Here is a 20,366-nt window from a genome sequence, read left to right as displayed (position 1 = left end):
TCCCTTTACCCCTAACATCTGTTGCCGCCTACCGCAAATTAGGCTGCCCTATAACTGCCTGTAGTCGGTCACACAGTTGCTGTATCTCTTCATTTTTCATCCGATAGCTCACACGATTTGCCACCAGGCGGCTTGTAATTTCGAATATACTCTTCATTTCGATTAATCCGTTGTCCCGCAGCGTTTGCCCGGTCTCTACCATATCCACAATACGATCGGCCAGACCAATCAGTGGTGCAAGCTCGATGGATCCATTTAGCTTCACTACCTCGACCTGTTGCCCCTGCTCCCTAAAATACCTTGAAGCTACATTCGGATATTTCGTCGCTACACGCTGCTGAATTCCCGGCTGCCAGTTCGGCAATCCGATGATCGACATCCGGCAGCGGGCAATGCCAAGATCAAGCAGCTCGTATACATCACGATCTTCCTCCAGCAAAACATCCTTGCCCACGATCCCAATATCCGCCACGCCATATTCTACATATGTAGGTACATCTACTGGTTTCGCCAATATAAACTCCATCCCTGCCTCAGGCAGCGGAATAACAAGCTTGCGTGATGCCTCACCGTCCGGTGGAATCGGAAGACCTGCCTGGCGGAACAGCTCAGCAGCCTTTTCGTAAATCCGGCCTTTTGGCATAGCCACCTTCAATATCTGTGCCATTGTTAAGTTGCCTCCTTTTCCATCTCCATGCAAAATTTATGTTAATCGCTTTTTGTACTAACGATATCCTCAGCCATGCTCACTTACAAAAGATACGAATGTATAGATCTCACCGTACCGTACACCCTCTGCTTCAACCGTGTCCGTATCCAAACGCTTCACCGTTTCAAGCTCTTCTGGACCTGCAGCAAGTCTAGTAACGACTGCATGACCCTCTGACCGCAGGCGTGTTGCCTCTTCCAAGCCTTCTTTTCTGCGAATCGCATCATATTGGATCAAAATAGGCAGCTCTTCCTCTTCGACCACTCCAGTTACACCATCCAGGATGCGATTCGTTTTTAAGGAAAATCCTGTGGATGGGATCGGACGCCCAAACTGTTGCAGCAGATTGTCGTATCTACCACCACTGCATACCGGAAATCCTAACTCCGCTGCATAACCTTCAAAAGTCATGCCTGTATAATAGGAAAAGTCCCCGATCATCGTCAGATCAATCAGTACATGCTGTGATACGCCGTAAGAGACCAGCACCTCCCACACCTTGCACAAATGATCAATCGAATGACGCGCGAGCGGATGATTGCTCAGCTCTAGCGCCTGTCCACAAATCTCCTTGCCTCCGCGCAGACGCAGCAGCCCATCCAGTTCGTTCTTCTGCGCTTCTGTAAGATCCAGCCGCTGTAAAGTCTCCCGGAAAGAAACATAGTCACGGCCCAGCAAATGACTTTTCAGCTCCTCTTGAGCCTCGGGCAGTTCAGGAAGTACCTCTTGAAATAACCCATTCAGAAAGCCTACATGCCCCATAGCGATCTTAAAAGACTTCACACCCGCGGCTTGCAGCGAAGAAATAGCAAGCGCCACTACCTCCGCATCGGCCTCAGGTGAATCATCACCTACCAGCTCTACACCTGTCTGGAAGAACTCCGCTTCCCGCCCCGCTTCTTCCTCAATGGCACGGAATACATTCGCGTGATATGACAGACGCAATGGCAGTGGCTCATCCTTCAATAGAGAGGCAACAACACGGGCAACCGGGGCAGTCATTTCTGATCGAAGCACCAAAGCCTGACCACGATTGTTAAGTAATTTATAGAGCTTCTGGTCCGACGTAGAGCTAGCCACGCCAACTGTATCGTAATATTCCAACGTTGGAGTCATCATTTGCTGATATCCCCAGCGACTCATGCAATGCAGTACATCATTCTCAATTTTGCGCAATTTCGTTACGGCCCGGGGCAGATAGTCCCGAACGCCAGACGGCTTCTCAAATCCCTTTGGTTTGGACATCTTCATTGTTCACCTCGTCAGTTATCATTAGATACTGTTTATGTTTACTTTACTATGGTAAAGTGGTAGCAAATTAAAGTATTTTCAATATCGTATCATGTTCACTGCTTTTTCGTCAATCAAACCCTTAGTCGAGCGTTTGGCATTTTCTTTATTTTTGCCTCCCCGCTTATCGAATACTATAATGAGCTAATACGATTGTACTTCATAATTTTGTAATTGGTGTTCTAAAAATATACTTTCACCTAGAAAGAAGGGCTAACGCTTGACTAAATCCTATATGATTGGCGTTGATATTGGTACTACAAGTACAAAGGCAGTTCTCTTCGAGGAGAATGGAGCCATAGTTGCACAAGCGAATATGGGTTATCCCTTGCATCAACCCTCCCCTTCTATAGCGGAGCAGGACCCAGAGCAAATCCTACGTGCAGTCTTTCATACCCTCTCTAATGTCATGCGGCAAAGCGCCGTAACTCCAGATAAGATCCTATTCGTCTCCTTCAGTTCAGCCATGCACAGTGTCATTGCAATTGATCAGCTGGGTAAACCACTTACTGCCTGCATCACTTGGGCTGACAACCGTAGTGCCGGATCTGCACTTCGCCTGAAGAACGAGTTCAACGGACATGAGTTGTATTTGCGCACAGGAACGCCTATTCATCCTATGTCACCGATTACCAAGCTAATGTGGCTTCGGGAAGAGCAGCCTCAGTTGTTTCAACAAACCTATAAATTCATTTCTATAAAAGAATACATATTCGCTCGGCTGTTCGGCGAATACATCATCGATCATTCCATTGCCTCTTCTACAGGCATGCTCAACCTTGAACTTTTGGAGTGGGATAAAGAGGCCCTGGAGATAGCCCATATTTCACCAGATCAACTCTCACGGCTTGTTCCCACCACAGAGATCATGCAAGGCCTGCTTCCCGGTCTAGCAGAGGAGCTGTTACTGCTCCCGACGACACCTTTTGTCGTAGGAGCCAGTGATGGCGTCTTGTCCAACCTTGGCGTAGGCGCGATTAAACCCGGTGTAGTGGCCGCAACGATTGGAACAAGCGGAGCGATTCGCACCGTAGTGGACCACCCGCTTACCGACCCTAAAGGACGGACCTTCTGTTATAACTTAACCCCAAAACATTGGGTGATCGGAGGGCCCGTTAATAACGGTGGTATGCTGTTCCGCTGGGTACGGGATGAGTTCGCTGCTTCTGAAGTCGAAACCGCCAAACGTCTTGGCATTGACCCTTACGAGGTTCTAACGCGCATCGCGGAACAAGTTCCGGCAGGTAGCGGTGGTCTTCTATTCCATCCTTACTTAACTGGTGAACGGGCACCGCTGTGGAATCCTGATGCTCGTGGCTCCTTCTTCGGCCTTTCTATGAATCACCATAAGGAGCATATGATTCGCTCGGTACTAGAAGGCGTAATCTTCAATATGTATATGGTTCTGCTGGCTATGGAAGAGCAAATCGGGCGTCCTAGCAAAATTCTGGCTACAGGCGGCTTCGCCCGTTCCTCAGTCTGGCGGCAGATGATGTCTGATATTTTTGATCAAGAGGTCATCATTCCGGAGAGTATTGAAAGCTCCTGCCTCGGAGCAGTAGTGCTTGGTCTTTACGCAACGGGCCGCGTGGACTCCTTCGATGTTGTATTCGACATGATCGGTTCAACTTACCAGCATGATCCAATTGATGAACATACCAAAGTGTACAAGCAGCTGCTGCCGATTTATATTTCCGTCTACCGTAGTCTGGAAAGCCAGTATCAAGCTATTGCGGAGTTTCAGCGGGAACAAGCTGGAGAATAGACAAAAAATAAAAGCTCCGGTCAACCCGCATATACGGGAGACCGGCGCTTTTATATTACCTAGCAGTAGACTATGCGCTTATGGAGCCTGTTTTTGCTTTCTTTTGTGCGCCTGATCCGAAAATAATCCAAGACGCAGGCACATACCGGAAGACGAGAGCCACTGCCAGCCATGAAACCAGCAGCGCAACAAGCCATCCTCCTACAATCGCTGCGATGTACGCAAGAGAACCCCCGTGAAACGGTAATTTTCTATAGAAATACAGCAGCATAGGGTGCAATAGATAAATTCCGAAGGAGCATGCTCCTACGGATACCAAAAGTCTTGTCAGCAAGCTACGACCCGCTCCATAGAGCAAGAAGGAGATTTGCAACAGCACCACACAAGAGAGCAGCGCATGTAGATTAGAGAAACCCTCATACCATAAGCTGTTGATGACAGTTTTTTTCGTGTAATTATTAAACCATAGCTCAACATGAACAACCCCTGCTACAATCCATAACAACCACAACGTAATCCAAACCGGACCTTTACCGGCGCGCCAGCCTTCACGTGAAGGCACTAACCATTTTTTCAAAGAAGAGTAATACACTGCAATCCCAGCACCCAGCAGGAAATACGAGAAATAAGTGATCGCCAGACTCCCCTTGGATAACTGCCAATACCCGTGATTGGTCATGTATTTATTCAGCAGCACAAAACCCCACTGTAGTAATAACCCGATCAGCGGCGCCCAAGCCGCCAGATGACGAACCTTTTGCAAACACCACAAAATGAGCGGAAATAACACGTAAAACTGAATAATGATAATAATATAATACAGATGCGTATATGCCGTTCCTGTCCATAAATACTTCCATAGCTTAGAAGCCATCTCCCCCGGAGGTAAGCCCCAAGTATTCCCGGCATTCATTTTTAACGCAAAATACAGCAGTGAAAATACTACATAAGGCACAATAATATAAAGCAGCCTTCTAGTGTAGAACTTTCCTAGCGTTTTGCCACCCAGCGGACGGTCAATATAGTTATAGAAGAGCACGAACCCACTCAAAAATATGAATGAAGGTACGGCGAACTGGCTGAATTTATTAATAAATAAGAACGGATGAAACATGTTTGTACCTAGTGTCTCCGCCAACGTTCGTGAAGTAGCATGAATAGCCAGCACTGCAAAAATAGCAATCGCCCGAAAAATATCCAGCTGCGGAATTCTTTCTTTTTGTCTCATAATCTTTCCTCCTGTTAAGCTCCGCATCGAAGTGATGCCTTTTTAATCAAATATTATGAAGGCTACTTCCCCACGTTTAAGCGTGTGTGTGTATCAGACCTTCTTCTAACGCTATTTCTCCTGCTGCACGAACCCCTTTGCCCGTTCCTCAGGGATATAACCTGACTTTTCCTGCGGACTGGATTCCAAAGAGCGAGGCACGCTTCCAAAAATAATCCATGAACCCGGAACTCGCCGGAAAGCAAACTGCACAATAAGCCAGCTCCCTCCCAGTGCGACCACAAGCCCTCCGTAGATGAACAAAACATATGTTAGCGACTCTAGGGGAATCTGATATCGGAACCTGCGATATACCGCCAGCAATAGCGGATGAATCAAATATATCGCAAATGAGAGTTCACCCAAACGTGTTAAAAAAGCAACAATCCCGCGAGAGGCCTTACGATAGATCAGGAATGTAGCATACAACAGAACCAATGCTGATAACATCGTATGGACATTCCATAATAGCTCGTACCACAGCGAATCCGTCCACACCCCAAAATGGCGGGCCACATACCATAGCTGCACATGGATAAAGGCTGCAATTAACCACCCGCTCACTAACAGGGCAGTCCATCCTTTTTGCCTGGCAGTTAGCTCCCTCCATGGCTTCATCAGCCAAGTCTTCACCTTCTCAAAGTGAATTGCGATATAAGCACCCATCATATAATAAGCCAGATAAGAGATCGCGAGGCTCCCTTTTTCAACAATGTGCAGTTCGTATTTATTCCAGAAAATAAACCCCCACTGAAGTGCCAATCCGAGCGGAACCGCCCATTTAATTAAAAAGCGGGAACTCTGGAGTAGCTTAAGCAGTACTGGAAAAAGCAAATAAAACTGAATGCTGATAAATACAAAATACAAATGCGCATATGCGGAACCTGAGAATAACGCTCTAATAAAGCTGTACAGGTTGCCACCGAGGTTCTGGGTCAATCGTCCGTTCACATATAAGGTTAGTGCGTAATAGCCCATAGAGGCTAGCAGATAAGGTAATAAAATATACTTTAATCGACGACGGTAGAAATTAATAATCAAGCTGCGTGTCACAGGACGCCCATAATAATTATAAAACAATACAAAGCTGCTCAGAAAAATAAATGAGGGCGTACCGAATTTAAAGAAAATGTTGATCCAGTTCAGCCAGTAATAATAAGGGGAATGCAGTGCCTGCTCTCCAGCGGCAAAAGATGAGGAATGCACATGCAATACGCCTAAGATCGCTAATGCTCTGAAAATATCCAGCTGGGGCAGCCTTTCCTGTCTCGCAGTGTTCATATTATATTCCTCTTCTCTACTATGATGGTTGTTCATAGAGACGCTAAGCGGAATGTGGAAACTGAAAATACCAGGAAGCCTGCACCTGCTGATTTTACATTCTGATATTTGAAGCTGAATGCCTAGCGTGGGATTCGCCTTATTACTAACGCTAATTATATCGAATGTATCTGTTCTAAAAACTTAAGAAGAACTTAAAGTTTCCTTAATAATCTTCTCTAAGACGCAAGAAACCCTGCAGAACCTGCGCTAAAAAAACGCAATATGTAACTGCAGGGTTAAAAAAGCATCGTTTACACTTGTTCCGAATGTTCTTCCGTTGAAGAGGGGCGCAGCTCTCGCAGAGGATTGCCTCCGACAAAAGAGCCAGCCGCCACATTTTTGTGCACCACGGAGCCAGCAGCTATAACTGCCCAATCTCCAATGGTTACACCGGGAAGAATCGTTGTATTCGCGCCGATCAATACATTTTCACCGATCACCACTTCGCCCAGACGATATTCCTTGATCAGATACTCATGCGCCAGAATCGTCGTGTTATAACCAATAATAGAATTCTCACCTACCGTTATTTTCTCCGGAAAAAACACATCCACCATTGCCATAAGACCAAAAGCCGTGTGTTTACCAACCTTCATCCCCAGCATCCGTCGATAGATCCAATTCTTTAACGGTAGAATCGGACAATAGCGGGCAATCTGAATAAAAATAAAGTTGCGGACACCCTTCCAAGGGCTGACCGTACGGTAAATATACCAAAGTGAGTTATGACCTTCTACTGGATAACGGGTTACGTTTCTCACGATTCATTCGTTCCTCGCTCCATAATTTCTATAATATCCTTCATGTTATGGATGATAAAGTCCGGATCATACTTGCGGAGCGTATCCTCGCCCTTCAAAGACCAAGATACTCCAGCAGCGTATACACCGGCAGCTTTGGCTGATTGAATATCAACTGCACTGTCACCTATCATTAAGGTTTTGCGAGGATCAACACCAAGGTTGTAGACCGCTGTCAGTACGGGCTCCGGATGTGGCTTTGGTTCAGTAACATCGTTCACAGTCACAATCGTATCCATGTACTTAAGTAAATCGAACCTTTCCAGGGTCTTGATCGTTGTTGGACGGATCTTAGTAGTTACAATCCCAAGTTTGATCCCACGACGCGAGAGCTCCTCAATGGTCTCCTTTACAAGCGGAAAGGAACGCACTAACTCATCATGATGCTCATTATTATAAGAACGATAGGACTTTTCTAACGTACCATTTACATCCTCTAGTCCAGAGAATACTCTCATCTGTTGCTGAAGGGTTGTTCCCATATGCGGAATTATCTCTTCTCTGGTCAGTGGAGCCAGACCATTGTCCTTCAGCGCGTACATAAATGAACTAATGATTAGCTCATTCGTATCGACAATCGTTCCATCCAGATCAAAAAGAACGCATTCTATCATAAGTTTTACTGCTCCTTCTTATCTCCATCCGCTGGCTGTCCTTGCTCAGGTTGTGTTCCTTGACGAGTTTTCTGCGGTGTATTTACTGCGCTTTCTGGCACTACAGTATCTGCTTGGATCGGTTTAGTACATACGATAGGGTCAGAATAATGTGCTTTAGGCTCTCCGGTTACTCTGCGAATAACGATCAGCAATATAGCTGCCACAATAATAAGTAGAGAAAGCAGCTGAGAAATACGAATATTACCATAGGCAGGATCCAGATATCCTTGTTCAAAACCTAACCATTCCATCGGACTCCATAAGCCGTTTATAAACGAAGCCAGTCCTGCACTTCCGTTAAAAGCTAAACTGTCAGTACGCACAGCCTCGATGAAGAACCGACCGATGGAATACCATATAAAGTAAGACATGAAGATTTCTCCAGCACGTACAAACTTCTGACGACGGAGAACCATCAATAACGCAATCCCTAGTAAGCTCCAAAGAGATTCATACAGGAAGGTCGGATGATGAAAAGCATCTCCTATGTACATTTGATTAACGATGAAGTCAGGTAAATGCAGTTTATCCCGTAAAAAAGATTCCTCAACTACGCTGCCGTATGCCTCTTGGTTGACAAAGTTTCCCCAGCGGCCAATCATTTGACCCGCCAGTAGTCCAGGTGCACAAATATCAACAATACGCCAGAAAGGGTAACCCTTATAACGGAAATAAATAATTCCGCAAATAATCGCTCCTATTAATGCGCCGTAAATGGCGATGCCGCCATTCCAGATCTTAAAGACGTCTATCAGATTATGCTTATAATCGTCCCATTTAAAAGCTACAAAATAAATCCGTGCCCCTATAATTGCCGAGGGTACACCCAGTAGCAGCATATCCATAAAGAATTCTTGCGGGATTCCGAACCGTTTGCCCTCGCGGATCGCAAGAAATAATCCCGCGAGTGCACCGACCCCTAGTATTAACCCGTACCAGTGTACAGGCAGTGATCCAATTGAGAATACAATAGGATCTATTGCTAATGGGAACATTGTCTCACACTCCTAATCGAGATCGTCCATATCCTCAGATATGGTCGCAGTTAACTTATTCGTAAACTGCAGGGCTGCATTAAAGCCCATTTGCTTCAGGCGATAGTTCATCGCAGCAACCTCAATAATAACGGCAAGGTTACGTCCTGGACGTACAGGAATGGTTACAAGTGGAACATCGGTATCAATAATCCGCGTTGTTTCCTCATCAAGTCCAAGCCGGTCATACTGCTTGTCTTGCTGCCAAGCCTCTAATCTAACGACAAGTGTAATCCGTTTATGATTACGGATAGCACCCGCACCAAAAAGTGTCATTACGTTAATGATACCTACTCCGCGAATTTCCAACAAGTGACGGATCAACTCAGGGGCTGTACCATGCAGCTGGTTATCTGAAGTCTGGCGGATTTCCACGGCATCATCAGCGATCAGTCTATGTCCACGTTTTACAAGTTCAAGGGCTGTCTCACTCTTACCAATACCACTACTACCAGTAATCAGCATACCTACACCATATACATCACAGAGTACACCATGAATCGTTGCTGTAGGGGCTAATCTCCCTTCTAAGAAGCTCGTCAAACGGCTGGAGAAAATAGTCGTAGCCATCGAGCTACGAAGCACAGGAAGTCCCTTTTCATTACTTATATCAATTAACTCCTGTGGCACATCCAAACTACGGGTAATTACGATACAAGGGGTATTGTCATTACAGATTCCACGAAGCCTACTTTTACGTTCAGCTTCAGGCAGCATGGAGAAGAATGCGAGTTCTGTCTTACCTAATAATTGAACACGTTCTTCCGGATAATATTCGAAATAACCAGCAATCTCTAGTCCAGGGCGATTCAGGTCATCGACCGTAATAGGTCGTTTTAGACCTTCCTGGCCGGAAATAACCTCTAATTGAAAATGTTGTACCAATTCAGATACTTTTACTTTCTTAGCCATGTAAATTCGTCCTTTCGTCACCTGCGGTATATGTCCGCTTACTGCGTCCGGTTGACAGCGATCTCATTACAATTCCGGAGGTAATTCTCCTGCTATCTTAATTGATAACGCTTGTGAATGCAATCTTAACGCCTATCCATTACGACCCTAATTAAACAATAAAGCCACCCTTTCGGGTGGCTTTATCAAGAGAGAAAAGATCCTGCGATCTTATCCCAACAGAATGTTAACTTCGGATTCTTTATCGAAGAAGTGAACTTTGTTCATATCGATAGCCAATTTTGGCTTGCTGCCTTCGCGAGTAGTGGAACGTCCATCTACACGAGCGATTACAGTAGATTTACCAAGGCCGCTCAAGTAAAGGAGCATTTCGTGACCAAGGTTTTCAGTTACATCAACCAATGAAGTAAAGATTGTGTTCGGGGAAGCTTCCAAGAATACTGGCTCTTCATGGATATCTTCTGGACGAACGCCCATAATTACTTCTTTGCCAATGTAGCCTTTGCTGCGGATGATTTGAGCTTTTCCGCCTGGTACTTCAACATCAAGGTTCTCTGCGCGGAAACGGATAGAACCGTTTGCTTCGGACAAAGTACCATTGATAAAGTTCATTGTAGGGGATCCGATAAATCCAGCTACGAACAGGTTAGTTGGTTCATTGTACAACTCTTCAGGGGAAGCAGCTTGTTGAATGATACCATCATACATAACTACGATACGGTCACCCATTGTCATAGCTTCTGTTTGGTCATGCGTTACGTAGATACAAGTGGTTTCAAGGCGTTTAACCAGTTTAGTGATTTCAGCGCGCATTTGACCACGAAGTTTAGCATCCAAGTTGGAAAGAGGCTCATCCATCAAGAAGACTTGTGGATCACGTACGATAGCGCGTCCCAAAGCGACACGTTGGCGTTGACCACCGGAAAGTGCTTTTGGTTTACGATCTAGCAAATGCTCGATATCGAGAATTCTAGCAGCTTCACGTACTTTCTTGTCGATTTCATCTTTCTTCACTTTACGAAGTTTCAAACCGAAAGCCATGTTTTGGTATACGCTCATATGCGGATACAGGGCGTAGGATTGGAATACCATCGCGATATCGCGGTCTTTAGGTGCAACGTCGTTGACTACACGATCGCCAATGTACATTTTACCTTCGGAGATTTCTTCCAGACCAGCGATCATACGCAAAGTTGTGGATTTACCGCATCCGGATGGTCCAACCAATACTAGAAATTCCTTATCTTTAATATCAAGATTGATATCCATTACTGTTGCTTTATCTGAACCCGGGTATTTTTTGAAAATATGCTCTAAACGTACGCCTGCCATTGTATTTCCCCCTCGAGTTAATTATTGATTAATTGAAAAATTCTTTTTTCCTTGTACATTTATATTACCCTAGACGGGACACGGTGGCTATTTGTAACGTTCACAAAAAACCTATTTCCTTTTCGTCACTTTATACAAAAGCATAGTAAGCTTCACAATAGCAGCGTCCCCAAAGCTACGCACATCGGCACCCGTCTCCTGTTTTATCTTGTCCAGACGGTATAAAAGCGTGTTGCGATGAATATATAGCTTCTTGGCTGTTTCACTTACATTACAATCCATCTCAAAAAACGTCTCCAGGGTCATCAGCATCTCTTTATCCGATAATACGGAAGAATAGTCGCCAATCTGTCCAAGTAACTGTTTACGCCGTGCATCAGGAATGCTGTTAACCAAACGTTCCAAATGCAGCTCCCAAGGTAAATGAATATATTCACCCACTTGGAAAATACGTCCGAGTACAATAGTCTCCCTCAGCAAGGCCACGGATCCCGTCAATCCCTTAACAGGAACGATAGCCGGAGCTACAGCCAAATGGAATACACCTACCCATTCGCTGGCTATCAGTTCGTGTAAACCCATACTGGTCTGAGCCAGAATTTCATCTACACTCTCTTCTTCCTCATCCTTATCATCTCCGCCCGTGAGTAGTTCCTTCCGGGCCAATATTAACCATTCTTTTTCTTGAAGAGGTATAAGCAGAATTTCATTCTCAAAATAGCTGCGCAGCAGCTTCATTAAGGAACGATAAGTGATCTGCGGGCTATGTGCATTCTCACTGCTAAGTAGGAATGGAACCATATCTCCGAATAAACGTCCCTTTAGAGCCATCTCATCGGGTATCTCAGAGTCATTTTTCTCTTGCTCAAGTTCGGTGTTCAACCAGGTACCCAGCTGCCGAGCCTCCGCTTCCCCTTCTTCTCTAACCCCAGTAGCTTTTAGTGCAATTGCAAAGTTTCGAACTGCATAATTCACTAATTGTATTTCCAAAGAGTTAAGTCCATCCAATTCCACCCAGACAGCGGTTACACGTCCATCAGTCTCATATAATGGTGCCCAAAGATGACCTTCATGGATTACCGGCTGTTCTTGTGCTTCCAATCCCAGGCTAAAAAGAGAAGCTGAATGTTGCCTCCCTAACTGCTTGATTCCGGTTTTCTTTCCGGTGAGCTGCTCTAACTTTTTTCGCAATGTTTCGCTATCCATAGTCACCATACTCCACCACTTTTGCTCTTTTCGCCTATTTTAGCATATTCTCTAATATTATGTTAATCACTGCAGCAGCGCGCTACTATAATACGACATAAAAACACAAAAAAAGCCACCACCCTAAGGTGATGACTTTCTGTTTGGGATGAGCCATGAAGGACTCGAACCTTCGACACCCTGATTAAAAGTCAGGTGCTCTACCAACTGAGCTAATGGCTCATAAATGGTGGGGGATGATGGATTCGAACCACCGAACACGTACGTGAGCAGATTTACAGTCTGATGCGTTTGGCCACTTCGCTAATCCCCCAAAAAAGGTGGCTCGGGACGGAATCGAACCGCCGACACGAGGATTTTCAGTCCTCTGCTCTACCGACTGAGCTACCGAGCCATAAGATTACATGACAATTAAGCGGAAAAGTCTTACACTTCCCACTCATTTTGTGGAAAAAATGGCGGAACCGACGGGATTCGAACCCGCGGTCTCCTGCGTGACAGGCAGGCATGTTAGGCCAACTACACCACGGTTCCGCATTAATTAAAAATGGTGCCGGCGAGAGGACTTGAACCCCCAACCTACTGATTACAAGTCAGTTGCTCTACCAGTTGAGCTACACCGGCACGGTGTAAAAGCAATTCTAAAAAGATGAAAATGGTGGAGGCTGAGGGGATCGAACCCCCGACCCTCTGCTTGTAAGGCAGATGCTCTCCCAGCTGAGCTAAGCCTCCAGGTATTATGGTAGCGGCGAAGGGGATCGAACCCCCGACCTCACGGGTATGAACCGTACGCTCTAGCCAGCTGAGCTACACCGCCACAATAATTAGTATTGCTATGGATTGAAAATGGCGGAGAGAGTGGGATTCGAACCCACGCACCGCTTACGCAGTCTAACCCCTTAGCAGAGGGTCCCCTTATAGCCACTTGGGTATCTCTCCAAACGATATCAGTACCACAGCAATCCAAACAGGAATTTGACTCCCTGAAAACTGAATCCGAAACGAATCTGCATTTTAAGTATAGGATAAGCCCTCGACCGATTAGTATTGGTCAGCTCCATGCATTGCTGCACTTCCACCTCCAACCTATCTACCTCGTCGTCTTCAAGGGGTCTTACTAATTGGGAAATCTCATCTTGAGGGGGGCTTCACGCTTAGATGCTTTCAGCGCTTATCCCGTCCGTACGTAGCTACCCAGCCATGCTCCTGGCGGAACAACTGGTGCACCAGCGGTACGTCCATCCCGGTCCTCTCGTACTAAGGACAGCTCCTCTCAAATTTCCTGCGCCCACGACAGATAGGGACCGAACTGTCTCACGACGTTCTGAACCCAGCTCGCGTACCGCTTTAATGGGCGAACAGCCCAACCCTTGGGACCTACTTCAGCCCCAGGATGCGATGAGCCGACATCGAGGTGCCAAACCTCCCCGTCGATGTGGACTCTTGGGGGAGATAAGCCTGTTATCCCCAGGGTAGCTTTTATCCGTTGAGCGATGGCCCTTCCATGCGGTACCACCGGATCACTAAGTCCGACTTTCGTCCCTGCTCGACTTGTAGGTCTCGCAGTCAAGCTCCCTTATGCCTTTGCACTCTGCGAATGATTTCCAACCATTCTGAGGGAACCTTGGAACGCCTCCGTTACTCTTTAGGAGGCGACCGCCCCAGTCAAACTGCCCGCCTGACACGGTCCCCGTACCCGGTAAGGGTACTAGGTTAGAACCTAGATACGATCAGGGTGGTATCCCAACGGCGCCTCCACCGAAGCTTGCGCTCCGATTTCTACGGCTCCCACCTATCCTGTACAGATCGTACCCAAATTCAATATCAAGCTGCAGTAAAGCTCCATGGGGTCTTTCCGTCTTGTCGCGGGTAACCTGCATCTTCACAGGTATTAAAATTTCACCGGATCTCTCGTTGAGACAGCGCCCAAGTCGTTACGCCATTCGTGCGGGTCAGAATTTACCTGACAAGGAATTTCGCTACCTTAGGACCGTTATAGTTACGGCCGCCGTTTACTGGGGCTTCGGTTCATAGCTTCGGGTTACCCCTAACCACTCCCCTTAACCTTCCAGCACCGGGCAGGCGTCAGCCCGTATACTTCGCCTTGCGGCTTCGCACAGACCTGTGTTTTTGCTAAACAGTCGCTTGGGCCTTTTCACTGCGGCCCCCTCGTGCTATTCACACTACCGGGGCACCCCTTCTCCCGAAGTTACGGGGTCATTTTGCCGAGTTCCTTAACGAGAGTTCTTCCGCGCGCCTTAGAATTCTCTTCTCGCCTACCTGTGTCGGTTTGCGGTACGGGCACCTTCTCCTGGCTAGAGGCTTTTCTTGGCAGTGTGAGATCATGACCTTCGCTACTATAATTTTCGCTCCCCATCACAGCCCAGCCTTATTGATGTGCGGATTTGCCTACACATCAGCCTCACTGCTTAGACGGACATCCATCAGTCCGCGTCACTACCCTCCTGCGTCACCCCATCGCTCATAGCGGATTACGGTGGTACAGTAATTTCAAACTGTTGTCCTTCGACTACGCCTTTCGGCCTCGCCTTAGGTCCCGACTTACCCTGAGCGGACGAGCCTTCCTCAGGAAACCTTGGGCTTTCGGCGGATCAGATTCTCACTGATCTTTTCGTTACTCATACCGGCATTCTCACTTGTGTAGTGTCCAGCGCTCTTTTCAGTACACCTTCAACCCCTACACAACGCTCCCCTACCCCAGATACATAGTATCTAGCCATAGCTTCGGTGGTGTGTTTAGCCCCGTTACATTTTCGGCGCAGAGTCACTCGACCAGTGAGCTATTACGCACTCTTTCAATGGTGGCTGCTTCTAAGCCAACATCCTGGTTGTCTGTGCAACTCCACATCCTTTCCCACTTAACACACACTTGGGGACCTTAGCTGATGGTCTGGGCTGTTTCCCTTTTGACAATGGATCTTAGCACTCACTGTCTGACTCCCGGCAATAAGTATATGGCATTCGGAGTTTGACTGAGCTTGGTAATCCTTGCGGACCCCGCACCCAATCAGTGCTCTACCTCCACTACTCTTATACCGAGGCTAGCCCTAAAGCTATTTCGGGGAGAACCAGCTATCTCCGAGTTCGATTGGAATTTCTCCGCTACCCCCACCTCATCCCCGCACTTTTCAACGTACGTGGGTTCGGGCCTCCAGTGCGTGTTACCGCACCTTCACCCTGGACAGGGGTAGATCACACGGTTTCGGGTCTACGTCCACATACTCAATCGCCCTATTCAGACTCGCTTTCGCTGCGGCTCCACCTTCTCGGCTTAACCTTGCATGTTAAACGTAACTCGCCGGTTCATTCTACAAAAGGCACGCCATCACCCATAGATCGGGCTCTGACTTTTTGTAAGCACACGGTTTCAGGTTCTATTTCACTCCCCTTCCGGGGTGCTTTTCACCTTTCCCTCACGGTACTGTTTCACTATCGGTCGCCAGGTAGTATTTAGCCTTAGCAGATGGTCCTGCTGGATTCATACGGGGTTTCACGTGCCCCGCACTACTCGGGATCCGTCTCGGAGAGAACACAGTTTAGGTTACAGGGCTTTTACCTCTATCGCGGGCCTTTCCAGACCTCTTCACCTACCATATTCCTTTGTAACTCCATGTGAGACGTCCCACAACCCCTAAGAGCAAGCTCTTAGGTTTAGGCTGTTCCGCGTTCGCTCGCCGCTACTGACGGAATCACTATTGTTTTCTCTTCCTCAGGGTACTTAGATGTTTCAGTTCCCCTGGTCTGCCTCTACACACCCTATGTATTCAGGTATGAGTAACTGCGAATTACCACAGCTGGGTTTCCCCATTCGGACACCCCCGGATCAAAGCTTGCTTACAGCTCCCCGAGGCAGTTTCGTTGTTCGCCACGTCCTTCGTCGGCTCCTGGCGCCTAGGCATCCTCCGTGTGCTCTTATTAGCTTAACCTTGATTCTTCCGAAGAAAAATCTCACTAATAACATTTACTTGTTTGCACAAGTTGCTAAAAGATGTTCTAAAACGCAAATTCGTTTCGGTATCCAGTTTTCAAGGATCAAGTTGAAAAAGTTATTCATTTAAAAATTTATGGTGGAGCCAAGCGGGATCGAACCGCTGACCTCCTGCTTGCAAGGCAGGCGCTCTCCCAGCTGAGCTATGGCCCCATAAAATTACTCTATAATGTTATATGGTGGGCCTTGGTGGACTCGAACCACCGACCTCACCCTTATCAGAGGTGCGCTCTAACCAACTGAGCTAAAAGCCCATATAACATATATAACATTGTGAATCAACCAATGAATTGGTTGTCCGCTTGGCAACGTCCTACTCTCCCAGGACCCTTCGGTCCAAGTACCATCGGCGCTGGAGGGCTTAACGGTCGTGTTCGGGATGGGTACGTGTGGAACCCCTCCGCTATCGCCACCAAACGCATACGAAAGAGACTTGCTCTTTCAAAACTGAACACGAGTGAGTGTTCGAACCCGAGGGTTCTATTGTGGAAGCTTAGCTTCCGATTTGAATGTTCTCATTGCAGAGAACGATTCTCCATAGAAAGGAGGTGATCCAGCCGCACCTTCCGATACGGCTACCTTGTTACGACTTCACCCCAATCATCTACCCCACCTTCGGCGGCTGGCTCCCTTGCGGGTTACCCCACCGACTTCGGGTGTTGTAAACTCTCGTGGTGTGACGGGCGGTGTGTACAAGACCCGGGAACGTATTCACCGCGGCATGCTGATCCGCGATTACTAGCAATTCCGACTTCATGCAGGCGAGTTGCAGCCTGCAATCCGAACTGAGACCGGCTTTGATGGGATTGGCTCCACCTCGCGGCTTCGCTTCCCGTTGTACCGGCCATTGTAGTACGTGTGTAGCCCAGGTCATAAGGGGCATGATGATTTGACGTCATCCCCACCTTCCTCCGGTTTGTCACCGGCAGTCACTCTAGAGTGCCCAGCATTACCTGCTGGCAACTAAAGTTAAGGGTTGCGCTCGTTGCGGGACTTAACCCAACATCTCACGACACGAGCTGACGACAACCATGCACCACCTGTCTCCTCTGTCCCGAAGGCCGCTGCTATCTCTAGCAGATTCAGAGGGATGTCAAGACCTGGTAAGGTTCTTCGCGTTGCTTCGAATTAAACCACATACTCCACTGCTTGTGCGGGTCCCCGTCAATTCCTTTGAGTTTCAGTCTTGCGACCGTACTCCCCAGGCGGAGTGCTTACTGTGTTAACTTCGGCACCAAGGGTATCGAAACCCCTAACACCTAGCACTCATCGTTTACGGCGTGGACTACCAGGGTATCTAATCCTGTTTGCTCCCCACGCTTTCGCGCCTCAGCGTCAGTTACAGCCCAGAAAGTCGCCTTCGCCACTGGTGTTCCTCCACATATCTACGCATTTCACCGCTACACGTGGAATTCCACTTTCCTCTTCTGTACTCAAGCCACCCAGTTTCCAGTGCGACCTCAGGTTGAGCCCAAGGTTTAAACACCAGACTTAAATAGCCGCCTGCGCGCGCTTTACGCCCAATAATTCCGGACAACGCTTGCCCCCTACGTATTACCGCGGCTGCTGGCACGTAGTTAGCCGGGGCTTTCTTCTCAGGTACCGTCACTCCGGTAGCAGTTACTCTACCGGACGTTCTTCCCTGGCAACAGAGCTTTACGATCCGAAAACCTTCATCACTCACGCGGCGTTGCTCCGTCAGGCTTTCGCCCATTGCGGAAGATTCCCTACTGCTGCCTCCCGTAGGAGTCTGGGCCGTGTCTCAGTCCCAGTGTGGCCGTTCACCCTCTCAGGTCGGCTACGCATCGTCGCCTTGGTGGGCCGTTACCCCACCAACTAGCTAATGCGCCGCAGGCCCATCCCTCAGTGACAGATTGCTCCGTCTTTCATTCTTCTCTCAGGAGAAAAAAGAAATTATCCGGTATTAGCTACCGTTTCCGGTAGTTATCCCAGTCTGAAGGGCAGGTTGCCTACGTGTTACTCACCCGTCCGCCGCTAAGTTACTTTGAAAGCAAGCTTTCAAAGTAACTCCGCTCGACTTGCATGTATTAGGCACGCCGCCAGCGTTCGTCCTGAGCCAGGATCAAACTCTCCAATTAGTATTGAAAAGAGCGATATGCTCATTTTGAAACATCTGACGAGAAAATTAATTCTCTAATTTGGATTTCACTTACGTGATTTCCCACTCACTCGTTGTTCAGTTTTCAAAGATCAATGTCTCATCTTTCGTCGTCGTTGCTTGTCAGCAGCGACCTTTATAATATATCACAGCGCCTTTGTTTTCGTCAAGCATTTTTTTAATTTCTTTTTTTGCTTGACCATTTCAGCAAGTTGTTAATCAACAGCTTGTCCAAACGGGCGAGACTTAATGTATCATATTTTTCAAAGCCACGTCAAGCATTAAAATAAAATTATTCTTAATCCGAGTAACATAACCACGCCAGGAAGCCCAAGAACCGTTACTGCGCCTATAGTTGCAGGGTTCAAAGGGAGATACACCTGCGTGAGCAAACCTGAGAAGTTCACTACATATATCCCGAGTGCAGCCAATACCAAATGAACCCCAAATAAACTTAGCCACCCAAAACCCAGCTTTTTTCTAAATACAACTAAACCTAATAAGATAACGGATAATATCAATACGCCCATAGCTATCATTCTAAGCATGTAGATCCCCCTTATACATTTATTTATAAGCCCTTATATTTGACTGCTGTTCAACCCCAAGCTTTTTGCATGTTTGAGATGTATCTGATATTTACGTTCTGCAGCCTCCAAAATATATATCGCGTAATCTATCTGATCCTGTCCCAACGCCTCGTCGAACATCAGGTACGCCCTCTCCCACTCTGAATGCGCCTTACGGACCTCTAAGAGGGTTTCCCATCCCTCACTTTCCTTTGCGCCTTGTTCCTTATCCACTCCCCACCACAGCTCTCTCCACCATCCCATTTCAATTCCTCCTCAGAATAATTCTGATGCAAAATACACATCTCGTTATTCTCATTCATATCGGGATAGGGACAAACTTAGAACAAAAAAAAAGGAAACCCGAGGGCTTCCTTTTTGAAAAATACCACTATAGAGCTGCTAGAATAGCTCGCGACGGCCTTCCAACGCTTTGGACAAAGTAACTTCATCAGCGTATTCAAGATCGCCACCTACAGGCAAGCCATGAGCTATCCTGGTGATTTTAATCTCAAACGGCCGAACAAGACGAGAAATGTACATCGCCGTTGCTTCTCCCTCAATGTTGGGGTTAGTCGCCATTATAAGCTCACTTACTCTCTCATCACTCAGACGGGTCAATAATTCTTTCAGGCGAATATCATCAGGGCCGATACCTTCCATAGGTGAAATAGCACCCTGAAGAACATGGTAATATCCATTAAACTCCTTGGTTCGTTCTATAGCCACCAAATCCTTAGAGTCTTGAATCACACATATCACTGAAGGATCTCTAGTTTTGTCCTGACATATCTTACATGGGTCCGTATCCGTAATATTACAGCAGACCGAGCAATAGTGAAGATTGCGTTTGACGCTTACTAGCGCTTTTGCAAAATCAATGACTTCATCCTCTTTCATGTTAAGCACATGAAAAGCTAACCGGGCGGCTGTCTTCGGTCCAATCCCGGGCAAACGCGTAAAAGCATCGATCAGCTTAGCTAGCGGTTCGGGATAATACAAATTAATAATTCTCCTTTAGACTGAAGTGGAGTGGGCTATTAGAACAAGCCTGGGATCTTCATTCCACCAGTGAATTTACCCATGTCATTGTTAGCAAGCTCTTCAGCTTGAGTCAATGCATCATTTACAGCAGTGATTACAAGATCTTGCAGCATTTCAACATCTTCCGGATCAACGGCTTCCGGTTTAATTTGAATAGACAGCAATTTTTTGTGGCCGTTTACTTGAACAGTAACTACGCCGCCACCTGATGAACCCTCAATAACCTTGCCTCCGAGTTCCTCTTGAGCTTTAAGCATTTGCTCCTGCATTTTCTTAACTTGCTTCATCATTTGGTTCATATTATTCATACATCGTCTCTCCTTTGGAATGC

At 47.0% G+C, this 20,366-nt stretch carries 15 protein-coding genes, 10 tRNA genes and 3 rRNA genes; 1 reads left to right on the top strand and 27 read right to left on the bottom strand.

Annotated features, from left to right (window positions below; translation table 11 throughout):
* Positions 1-28: 28 nt before the first annotated feature.
* Both hisG and MHH89_RS22820 read right to left on the bottom strand, forming a co-directional pair.
* Positions 29-667 carry an ATP phosphoribosyltransferase gene (hisG, locus tag MHH89_RS22825; RefSeq protein ID WP_036687062.1) on the bottom strand — a complete coding sequence of 213 codons (639 nt, stop codon included), beginning with the start codon at positions 665-667 and terminating at the stop codon, positions 29-31.
* 69 nt (positions 668-736) lie between these two features.
* Positions 737-1,954 carry an ATP phosphoribosyltransferase regulatory subunit gene (locus tag MHH89_RS22820; protein WP_076282658.1) on the bottom strand — a complete coding sequence of 406 codons (1,218 nt, stop codon included), beginning with the start codon at positions 1,952-1,954 and terminating at the stop codon, positions 737-739.
* A 280-nt stretch (positions 1,955-2,234) separates the two neighbouring features.
* Here MHH89_RS22820 and gntK point away from each other — a divergent pair, with 280 nt between their 5' ends.
* A complete protein-coding gene (gene gntK, locus MHH89_RS22815; RefSeq protein ID WP_076186889.1) occupies positions 2,235-3,764 on the top strand; it encodes a gluconokinase in 1,530 nt (509 codons plus the stop codon).
* Positions 3,765-3,834: 70 nt separating this feature from the next.
* On the opposite strand, the gene MHH89_RS22810 is transcribed toward gntK, so the two are convergent.
* The 25 genes from MHH89_RS22810 to MHH89_RS22690 form a co-directional block, all read right to left on the bottom strand.
* Complete coding sequence (locus tag MHH89_RS22810; protein ID WP_076126832.1) at positions 3,835-4,992, bottom strand: acyltransferase; 1,158 nt, start codon at positions 4,990-4,992, stop codon at positions 3,835-3,837.
* 111 nt (positions 4,993-5,103) lie between these two features.
* Positions 5,104-6,312 (bottom strand): acyltransferase, encoded by a 1,209-nt coding sequence (locus tag MHH89_RS22805; protein ID WP_076186883.1) that lies wholly within the window; start codon positions 6,310-6,312, stop codon positions 5,104-5,106.
* Between the two features lie 293 nt (positions 6,313-6,605).
* Positions 6,606-7,115 (bottom strand): acyltransferase, encoded by a 510-nt coding sequence (locus MHH89_RS22800; protein WP_172628771.1) that lies wholly within the window; start codon positions 7,113-7,115, stop codon positions 6,606-6,608.
* Positions 7,112-7,768 carry a pyrophosphatase PpaX gene (ppaX, locus tag MHH89_RS22795; RefSeq protein WP_341088198.1) on the bottom strand — a complete coding sequence of 219 codons (657 nt, stop codon included), beginning with the start codon at positions 7,766-7,768 and terminating at the stop codon, positions 7,112-7,114. The genes MHH89_RS22800 and ppaX overlap by 4 nt, the downstream gene beginning before the upstream one ends.
* A gap of 5 nt (positions 7,769-7,773) precedes the next feature.
* Positions 7,774-8,805, bottom strand: coding sequence for a prolipoprotein diacylglyceryl transferase (gene lgt / locus MHH89_RS22790; RefSeq protein ID WP_076126827.1), 1,032 nt, complete (start codon positions 8,803-8,805; stop codon positions 7,774-7,776).
* 12 nt (positions 8,806-8,817) lie between these two features.
* The gene (gene hprK, locus MHH89_RS22785) at positions 8,818-9,756 is read right to left on the bottom strand and encodes an HPr(Ser) kinase/phosphatase (protein ID WP_036687047.1); all 939 of its coding nucleotides are present in this window, start codon (positions 9,754-9,756) and stop codon (positions 8,818-8,820) included.
* Between the two features lie 210 nt (positions 9,757-9,966).
* Entirely contained in the window at positions 9,967-11,088 is a 1,122-nt protein-coding gene (locus MHH89_RS22780) for an ABC transporter ATP-binding protein (protein ID WP_076126826.1), read from the bottom strand.
* 111 nt (positions 11,089-11,199) lie between these two features.
* Positions 11,200-12,294 (bottom strand): PucR family transcriptional regulator, encoded by a 1,095-nt coding sequence (locus tag MHH89_RS22775; protein WP_036687042.1) that lies wholly within the window; start codon positions 12,292-12,294, stop codon positions 11,200-11,202.
* Between the two features lie 149 nt (positions 12,295-12,443).
* Positions 12,444-12,516, bottom strand: a tRNA-Lys gene (locus tag MHH89_RS22770).
* Between the two features lie 5 nt (positions 12,517-12,521).
* A tRNA-Tyr gene (locus tag MHH89_RS22765) sits at positions 12,522-12,607 on the bottom strand.
* 8 nt (positions 12,608-12,615) lie between these two features.
* A tRNA-Phe gene (locus MHH89_RS22760) sits at positions 12,616-12,688 on the bottom strand.
* 62 nt (positions 12,689-12,750) lie between these two features.
* Positions 12,751-12,828 (bottom strand) — tRNA-Asp (locus tag MHH89_RS22755).
* 14 nt (positions 12,829-12,842) lie between these two features.
* Positions 12,843-12,918, bottom strand: a tRNA-Thr gene (locus MHH89_RS22750).
* 32 nt (positions 12,919-12,950) lie between these two features.
* Positions 12,951-13,026, bottom strand: a tRNA-Val gene (locus tag MHH89_RS22745).
* An 8-nt stretch (positions 13,027-13,034) separates the two neighbouring features.
* Positions 13,035-13,111 (bottom strand) — tRNA-Met (locus MHH89_RS22740).
* Positions 13,112-13,141: 30 nt separating this feature from the next.
* Positions 13,142-13,233, bottom strand: a tRNA-Ser gene (locus MHH89_RS22735).
* Between the two features lie 82 nt (positions 13,234-13,315).
* Positions 13,316-16,241, bottom strand: a 23S ribosomal RNA gene (locus MHH89_RS22730).
* A 139-nt stretch (positions 16,242-16,380) separates the two neighbouring features.
* Positions 16,381-16,456, bottom strand: a tRNA-Ala gene (locus tag MHH89_RS22725).
* A 24-nt stretch (positions 16,457-16,480) separates the two neighbouring features.
* A tRNA-Ile gene (locus MHH89_RS22720) sits at positions 16,481-16,557 on the bottom strand.
* 46 nt (positions 16,558-16,603) lie between these two features.
* Positions 16,604-16,720: ribosomal RNA gene (gene rrf / locus MHH89_RS22715) — 5S ribosomal RNA — on the bottom strand.
* Between the two features lie 124 nt (positions 16,721-16,844).
* Positions 16,845-18,402: ribosomal RNA gene (locus MHH89_RS22710) — 16S ribosomal RNA — on the bottom strand.
* The 16S, 23S and 5S rRNA genes sit together here with 10 tRNA genes alongside, the layout of an rRNA operon.
* A gap of 301 nt (positions 18,403-18,703) precedes the next feature.
* Positions 18,704-18,961 (bottom strand): pro-sigmaK processing inhibitor BofA family protein, encoded by a 258-nt coding sequence (locus MHH89_RS22705; protein WP_438269383.1) that lies wholly within the window; start codon positions 18,959-18,961, stop codon positions 18,704-18,706.
* 42 nt (positions 18,962-19,003) lie between these two features.
* Entirely contained in the window at positions 19,004-19,255 is a 252-nt protein-coding gene (locus MHH89_RS22700) for a DUF2508 family protein (RefSeq protein ID WP_076130375.1), read from the bottom strand.
* Between the two features lie 138 nt (positions 19,256-19,393).
* On the bottom strand, positions 19,394-19,993 hold the full coding sequence (gene recR, locus MHH89_RS22695; protein WP_036679922.1) for a recombination mediator RecR: 600 nt from the start codon (positions 19,991-19,993) through the stop codon (positions 19,394-19,396).
* 38 nt (positions 19,994-20,031) lie between these two features.
* Positions 20,032-20,343, bottom strand: a complete 312-nt coding sequence (locus MHH89_RS22690) for a YbaB/EbfC family nucleoid-associated protein (RefSeq protein ID WP_036679924.1) — start codon at positions 20,341-20,343, stop codon at positions 20,032-20,034.
* Between the last annotated feature and the right edge of the window lie 23 nt (positions 20,344-20,366).

Origin of the sequence: Paenibacillus sp. FSL H7-0323, from assembly GCF_038002725.1 — a bacterium.
GTDB lineage: Bacteria > Bacillota > Bacilli > Paenibacillales > Paenibacillaceae > Paenibacillus_AQ > Paenibacillus_AQ odorifer.
The sequence above is the reverse complement of the archived record's forward strand: the minus strand, read 5'-3'. Positions and strand labels throughout refer to the sequence as shown.